7 protein-coding genes and 1 pseudogene are annotated in these 5,859 nt (G+C 63.9%); 3 read left to right on the top strand and 5 right to left on the bottom strand.

Annotated elements, in window-relative coordinates; all coding sequences use genetic code 11:
• From WAN71_RS00820 to sepIVA, 3 genes and pseudogenes are all read right to left on the bottom strand, one after another.
• Positions 1 to 202: pseudogene (locus WAN71_RS00820) on the bottom strand (hypothetical protein); the annotation flags it as partial.
• Positions 148 to 732, bottom strand: a complete 585-nt coding sequence (locus WAN71_RS00825) for a YceD family protein (protein WP_422223512.1) — start codon at positions 730 to 732, stop codon at positions 148 to 150. The pseudogene WAN71_RS00820 and the gene WAN71_RS00825, both read right to left, overlap by 55 nt.
• Before the next feature lie 52 nt (positions 733 to 784).
• Entirely contained in the window at positions 785 to 1,522 is a 738-nt protein-coding gene (gene sepIVA / locus WAN71_RS00830; protein WP_422223513.1) for a cell division protein SepIVA, read from the bottom strand.
• A 248-nt stretch (positions 1,523 to 1,770) separates the two neighbouring features.
• On the opposite strand from sepIVA, the gene WAN71_RS00835 reads away from it, so the two are divergent.
• Both WAN71_RS00835 and purU read left to right on the top strand, forming a co-directional pair.
• Complete coding sequence (locus WAN71_RS00835; protein WP_422223514.1) at positions 1,771 to 2,970, top strand: permease; 1,200 nt, start codon at positions 1,771 to 1,773, stop codon at positions 2,968 to 2,970.
• 71 nt (positions 2,971 to 3,041) lie between these two features.
• Positions 3,042 to 3,962, top strand: a complete 921-nt coding sequence (purU, locus tag WAN71_RS00840; RefSeq protein WP_422223515.1) for a formyltetrahydrofolate deformylase — start codon at positions 3,042 to 3,044, stop codon at positions 3,960 to 3,962.
• Positions 3,963 to 4,002: 40 nt separating this feature from the next.
• Here the strand turns inward: purU and WAN71_RS00845 are convergent, their stop codons facing one another.
• On the bottom strand, positions 4,003 to 4,479 hold the full coding sequence (locus WAN71_RS00845) for a MarR family winged helix-turn-helix transcriptional regulator (RefSeq protein ID WP_422223516.1): 477 nt from the start codon (positions 4,477 to 4,479) through the stop codon (positions 4,003 to 4,005).
• A 193-nt stretch (positions 4,480 to 4,672) separates the two neighbouring features.
• Here WAN71_RS00845 and WAN71_RS00850 point away from each other — a divergent pair, with 193 nt between their 5' ends.
• Entirely contained in the window at positions 4,673 to 5,293 is a 621-nt protein-coding gene (locus WAN71_RS00850; protein ID WP_422223517.1) for a hypothetical protein, read from the top strand.
• 54 nt (positions 5,294 to 5,347) lie between these two features.
• Here the strand turns inward: WAN71_RS00850 and coaD are convergent, their stop codons facing one another.
• Positions 5,348 to 5,839 carry a pantetheine-phosphate adenylyltransferase gene (coaD, locus tag WAN71_RS00855; protein ID WP_422223518.1) on the bottom strand — a complete coding sequence of 164 codons (492 nt, stop codon included), beginning with the start codon at positions 5,837 to 5,839 and terminating at the stop codon, positions 5,348 to 5,350.
• Positions 5,840 to 5,859 lie beyond the last annotated feature (20 nt).

Raw genomic sequence — 5,859 nt, forward strand, 5'->3', positions numbered from 1 at the left:
CGGTCAGGCCAAGAACTGCGTCGCCGAGAAACTCCAAGCGCTCGTTGGTGGGCAGACCGCCGTTCTCGTAGGCGTAGCTGCGGTGGGTCAGCGCCAAGGTCAGCAACTCATCGGGCAATTCGACGCCGAGCGCATCGAGCAGCTCATTCACTGCGCGCCCCCGTCGTTGTCGGGCCGCAACATTGCAGCCAGCTTGGCCCAGCGCGGGTCGATCTGATCATGGTGATGACCGGGCCCGGCGGTTGCCAGCAAGACGCCGCACCGCGGACACAGCCCGGGGCAATCCGCGCGGCACACCGGTGAGAACGGTAGTTCCAATCCCACCGCATCGATAATCGGCTGTTCGAGATCGACGAAGTCGCCGACGACCCGGCCGACCTCGTCTTCCTCGGTGGTCGCGTCGGTGATGCTGTCCGGGTAGGCAAACAGCTCGGTCAGGCCCACGTCTACCCGCCCGTCGAAGGGCGTCAGGCAGCGGGAGCATTCGCCGGTGGTGGGTGCGGTCAGCGTCCCGGTCACCAACACGCCTTCGGACACCGACTCGACGCGCAGATCGAGCTCCAGTGGCGCGCCGGCCTGGATACCGATCATTTCCAGGCCGATGCGCAACGGGCTGGGTACCACGTCGTGCAGGGGAAACATGGAGCCCGGGCGCCGGCCCAGCCGCGCGATGTTAACGGCTAGCGGCGATCCCGGACGCGGCTGCGCCGTTCGACTGTGCTGCCGGGCCATGGCCGCAATTCTACGGGTGGCGATTAGCCGCCTGGTGCCGCCGGTAGCAGGGCTACCGCTGCGCGTAGTCGTGCACGCCCGCTGCCGTCCGTAGTTGATGGCGGCCGCGGTTGACCGAGCGCAGGGTGCTGTTGAGGTGCTCCTCGAACTCAGCCAGCTTGCTGTCGACGTAGATGTCGCATTCACCGCGCAGCCGGTCGGCTTCGGCGTGCGCCGCGTCGATGAGCCGAGAGGCCTCGCCGTTGGCCGATTGCACGACCTCGGTCTGGGAGACCAGGCGCTGCTGTTCTTTGATGCCTTCTTGCACGGCCTTCTCGTAGGAGATGTTGCCGTTTTCGACAAGTCGATCGCATTCCGACTTGGCGCGGGCCGTGGTGGCCTCGTACTCGCGTTTCGCCGCCGCCGCGATACGGACTGATTCCTCACGCGCTTCGGAAACCATTCCTTCGCTGTGCTGACGTGCCTCGCCGACCATCCGGTCGGCCTGCGCCTTGGCCTCGGCCAAGATCCGGTCCGCCTCGGTACGGGCGTGGTTGAGCATCGACTCGGACTCCGTATTCGCCGAGGACATCACGGAGTCGGCATGCGCCTTGGCCTCGTGCAACAGCGCGTCGCGAGCGTCGAGCACGTCCTGGGCGTCATCCAGCTCGCCCGGGATAGCGTCCTTGATGTCGTCGATCAGCTCGAGCACGTCACCGCGGGGCACCACGCAGCCCGCGGTCATCGGCACACCACGAGCTTCTTCGACAATGGCGCCCAGCTCGTCGAGCGCCTCAAATACTCGGTACACGGCAATACCCTCCCGGCATCGTTGTTGTTACCAGTGTGCCTGGTGTTGCGGCTGTGACTGGGTTGCCGGGCCGGTGTGTCGGCCATTAAGCGACCCGAACTGCGCCACTTACCTGCACACTTGGCGCCATTATGTCGGCCCGGGCAGGTTTGCGGCAATCATGGACGGGCGGGCGACGGTGATGTTCCGGTTGGGTGCTATACCCCCTGGGGGTATATTGATGGAGCCAGGGCAGGCGGACGGCCGAATTGGAGGGTCTGGTGGTAACCGAAGCGGTGGGAGCGGTCGGGCATGCGTTGGCGCTTGCGGGGTCGATGACGTGGGAGATCTTGTGGGCGTTGATTCTGGGTTTCGCGCTGTCTGCAGTGGTGCAGGCGGTCGTGCGTCGATCGACCGTCGTGGCTCTGCTGGGTGACGATCGGCCACGCACCCTGGCTGTCGCCGCGGGACTGGGCGCAGCGTCCTCGTCGTGCTCGTATGCGGCGGTGGCCCTGGCCCGGTCGTTGTTCCGCAAGGGCGCCAACTTCACCGCGGCCATGGCCTTCGAGATCGGTTCGACCAATCTGGTGGTGGAGTTGGGCATCATCCTGGCTCTGCTGATGGGCTGGCAGTTCACTGCGGCGGAGTTCGTCGGCGGCCCACTGATGATCGTGGTGCTGGCTGTGCTGTTCCGGCTTTTCGTGCGCTCGCGACTCATCGACGCCGCCCGCCAACAGGCTGATCGGGGGCTGGCCGGGTCGATGGAAGGCCATGCAGCGATGGACATGTCGGTTCAACGCGAGGGTTCATTTTGGCGGCGGTTGTTTTCCGGGGAGGGCTTGACCTCGGTCTCACATGTGTTCGTCATGGAGTGGGCCGCGATCCTTCGTGATCTAATCCTCGGGCTGTTGATCGCGGGCGCTATTGCGGCCTGGGTGCCCGAATCGTTCTGGCAGCACTTCTTTTTTGCTGATCACCCAGTTTTGTCTTTCGTGTGGGGACCGATCGTTGGTCCCATCGTGGCGATCGTCTCGTTCGTCTGCTCGATCGGCAACGTGCCGTTGGCCGCGGTGCTGTGGAACGGCGGCATCAGTTTCGGCGGCGTCGTAGCGTTCATCTTCGCCGACCTGTTGATCATTCCTATCCTGAACATCTACCGGAAGTATTACGGCACTGCGATGATGCTGACGTTGCTGGGCACGTTCTACGCCGCGATGGTCATAGCCGGTTACCTTGTCGAATTGATCTTCGGCGCAACAAATCTCATTCCTTCGCAGCGGAGCGCAACGGTGATGCAGGCCGAAATCTCATGGAACTACACCACTTGGCTCAACATCGTCTTCCTCGTCATCGCGACGGTGCTGGTGATCCGTTTCATTGCTACCAACGGCATCCCAATGCTGCGCATGATGGGCGGCTCCCCCGACGCGAACGATGAATGTCACGATCACCCTCACGGGCATCACTAGCGGGGCTATCCTGGCCCGCGGGGCGGTAAATCGCCGTCACCGTCGCGTTGAGACCTACTGGTGAAGGGGCCATGACAACGCCCTCCGCGGAGCCGCAGCCTGATAACTACCTGCCACCACCCGGCGGTCCGCCGCCGCCGGCCGATATCGGTCGGCTACTGCTTCGCTGCCACGACCGGCCAGGCCTGATCGCTGCGGTCAGCAACTTCCTCGCCCAGGCCGGCGCCAATATCATTTCGCTGGATCAGCACTCCACCGCACCCGAGGACGGAACATTTCTGCAGCGCGCGATCTTTCACCTACCCGGCCTGACAGCTGCCGTCGACGACCTGGAACGCAAGTTCGCCACCACGGTGGCCGACAAATTCAATATCGACTACCGGTTCACCGAGGCCGCTAAGCCGAAGCGGGTCGCCATCATGGCGTCGAAGGACGACCACTGCTTGTTAGATCTGTTGTGGCGCAACCGTCGCGGCGAACTTCAGATGTCAGTGGTCATGGTGATCGCTAACCATCCCACCCTGGCCGAGCACGTACGCCCCTTCGGCGTGCCGTTCATCCACATCCCGGCCACCCGTGACAATCGCGCCGAAGCCGAGCAGCGTCAGATCCAGTTACTTTCTGGGAACGTTGATTTGGTGATACTGGCTCGCTACATGCAGATACTCAGCCCGGCATTTCTCGATGCGATCGGCTGCCCGCTGATCAACATTCATCACTCGTTCCTGCCCGCCTTTATCGGCGCATCGCCCTACAAGCGGGCGCGCGAACGCGGTGTCAAACTGGTCGGCGCGACGGCCCACTACGTAACCGAGGTGCTCGACGAAGGGCCCATCATCGAGCAAGATGTCGTGCGCGTTGACCACACCCACACCGTCGACGACCTGGTGCGGGTAGGCGCCGACGTTGAACGCGCGGTGCTTTCCCGCGCCGTGCTTTGGCACTGCCAGGATCGCGTCATCGTGCACGACAATCAGACCGTCGTGTTCTAACCGGTGCGCGCGACGACCTTTTGGCGAGCAGCGTTGTGCGCTACTTATGTTCAACGGGTCGCGCCCCGGGGGAGGCACACGCCGCCGCGTCTTGGGTCGGCCGGTCCCCCGCCCGGTACAGAAGTCGTTTGAGCTGGCGTCGTTCGGCCGGGCTCAGGTGCGCCAATATCTTGTCCTCGGCCGCATCGACGGCCGCTTCCGCCCGCTTGAGCAGCGCCTTGCCCTTGCGGGTGAGCTGAGCGGGCAGGGCACGGCCCGACGGCGCCGTTTCCGGGCGGGTCACCGCGCCCATATCTTCCAGCTCGTGCAAAACCAGGTTCATCGCTTGCGCCGTGACGTGCGTGTGGCGGGCCAGGTCGGCGCTGGTGCGGCCCGGATACGTCTCGAGGATGCGCAAGCAGACGAACTCGGGCAGTCCGAGCCCCAGCGGTCGCAACGCCGTCGCCGCCTCGGGTCGCAATCGCGCCATCAACCGGCGGACCAGAAAGCCCAGCGTTTGATCCTCGATTTCGCTCATCTCAGACATGCTGACACGGATCACCCGGTCCGAGACACTGATCGGGCAGCGCGTCGCCGTTGATCTTCTTCTGCATTCTGCCTTGATATCAAGTTTGTTGACACATATCGCGGCGCCGGGTATCAAGTAACTAGATATGCAAATTGGCGGCTGGGCCGGTTGGCTAGTCGCCGTTACCTGAAGGAGAACAGGGATGTTCGGTGGTGGATTTTCTGGTGGGCCCGGCTTCGGCGGGCCTGGATTCGGTGGACCCGGCTTCGGTGGACCCGGCTTCGGTGGGCCTGGATTCGGTGGGCCTGGCTGGGGCGGGCACGGCGGGCACGGCTTCGGTGGACCCGGCTTCGGCGGGCACGGTTTCGGCGGACCACGCAAGCGGGCAGTGATCGGTACTGCTGCCCTGCTGCTGGATGGGCCGGCGAACGCCGAGCAGATTGTGCAGCGCGTTTCTGACGCGACCGAGGGTGCTTTCAGCCCCCCGCAGGGGGTCGTCGAGATCGCTATTGGCCTGCTGGCGGGTCGCGGCTTCGTGACCGTCAGCGATGGGGTAGCCACCCTGACCGAGCTGGGCACGAATGTGTTGGCGTGGAAGGGCATCAGCAGTGAAACCATCCACGCGTTCCTTGGTCGGGCAGCCAAGTTCGGCGACGTTGCCAAGATCCGTTGGGGGCTCTTCGAGCTCGCCGGACTCGCCCGGACCATCGTCTGGTCGGGCACGGATGCGCAGAAGGAGAAACTGGCCGAGGCTCGAACCAAGGTCTTGACCGCGATCACCGAGGCAAAGCAGTCGCTGCACAGCGCGCTCGCCGAGAGCTAACGAAATAAACCACCAGCGCGGCCGTTACCTCCGCACGGTCGCGCTGGTGGTTTCTCAGTTACCGAAGTCCGGCTGTCGCAGTTTTTCCGCTAGCCGACGGTTCACCGGCTCGGGCAGCAGTTCGGAGACATCACCGCCGAACATCGCGACCTCTTTAGCCAGCGATGACGACACGAACGAATACCGCGGCGTGGTTGCCACAAAGAAGGTGTCAACGCCGGCGACGTGTTTGTTCATTTGCGCCATCTGCAGTTCGTATTCGAAGTCGGTGCCGGTGCGCAGCCCCTTCACGATGGCCGTCATCGCACGTGCAGTGACGAAGTCGACCACCAGACCCTCCCCGGCCTCCACCCGCAGGTTGGGCAGATGCGTCGTCGACTCCTTGATCATCGCGATCCGCTCGTCGAGGTCGAACATGCCTTTCTTGGCGGGGTTGACCAAGATCGCCACGACCACTTCGTCGAACTGGGCCGCGGCCCGTTCAAAGACGTCGATGTGGCCCAATGTCACCGGATCGAATGACCCGGGGCACACGGCGCCGCTCATGACGCAAGACGGTACACGCT

The organism is Mycobacterium sp., from assembly GCF_049280035.1.
GTDB lineage: Bacteria > Actinomycetota > Actinomycetes > Mycobacteriales > Mycobacteriaceae > Mycobacterium.

Bases quoted from the DNA above. Each gene is read 5' to 3' on its own strand.
- WAN71_RS00850 (WP_422223517.1), top strand. From the start codon at position 4,673: ATGTTCGGTGGTGGATTTTCTGGTGGGCCCGGCTTCGGCGGGCCTGGA.
- purU (WP_422223515.1), top strand. From the start codon at position 3,042: ATGACAACGCCCTCCGCGGAGCCGCAGCCTGATAACTACCTGCCACCA.
- WAN71_RS00845 (WP_422223516.1), bottom strand. From the start codon at position 4,479: ATGAGCGAAATCGAGGATCAAACGCTGGGCTTTCTGGTCCGCCGGTTG.
- coaD (WP_422223518.1), bottom strand. From the start codon at position 5,839: ATGAGCGGCGCCGTGTGCCCCGGGTCATTCGATCCGGTGACATTGGGC.
- WAN71_RS00825 (WP_422223512.1), bottom strand. From the start codon at position 732: ATGGCCCGGCAGCACAGTCGAACGGCGCAGCCGCGTCCGGGATCGCCG.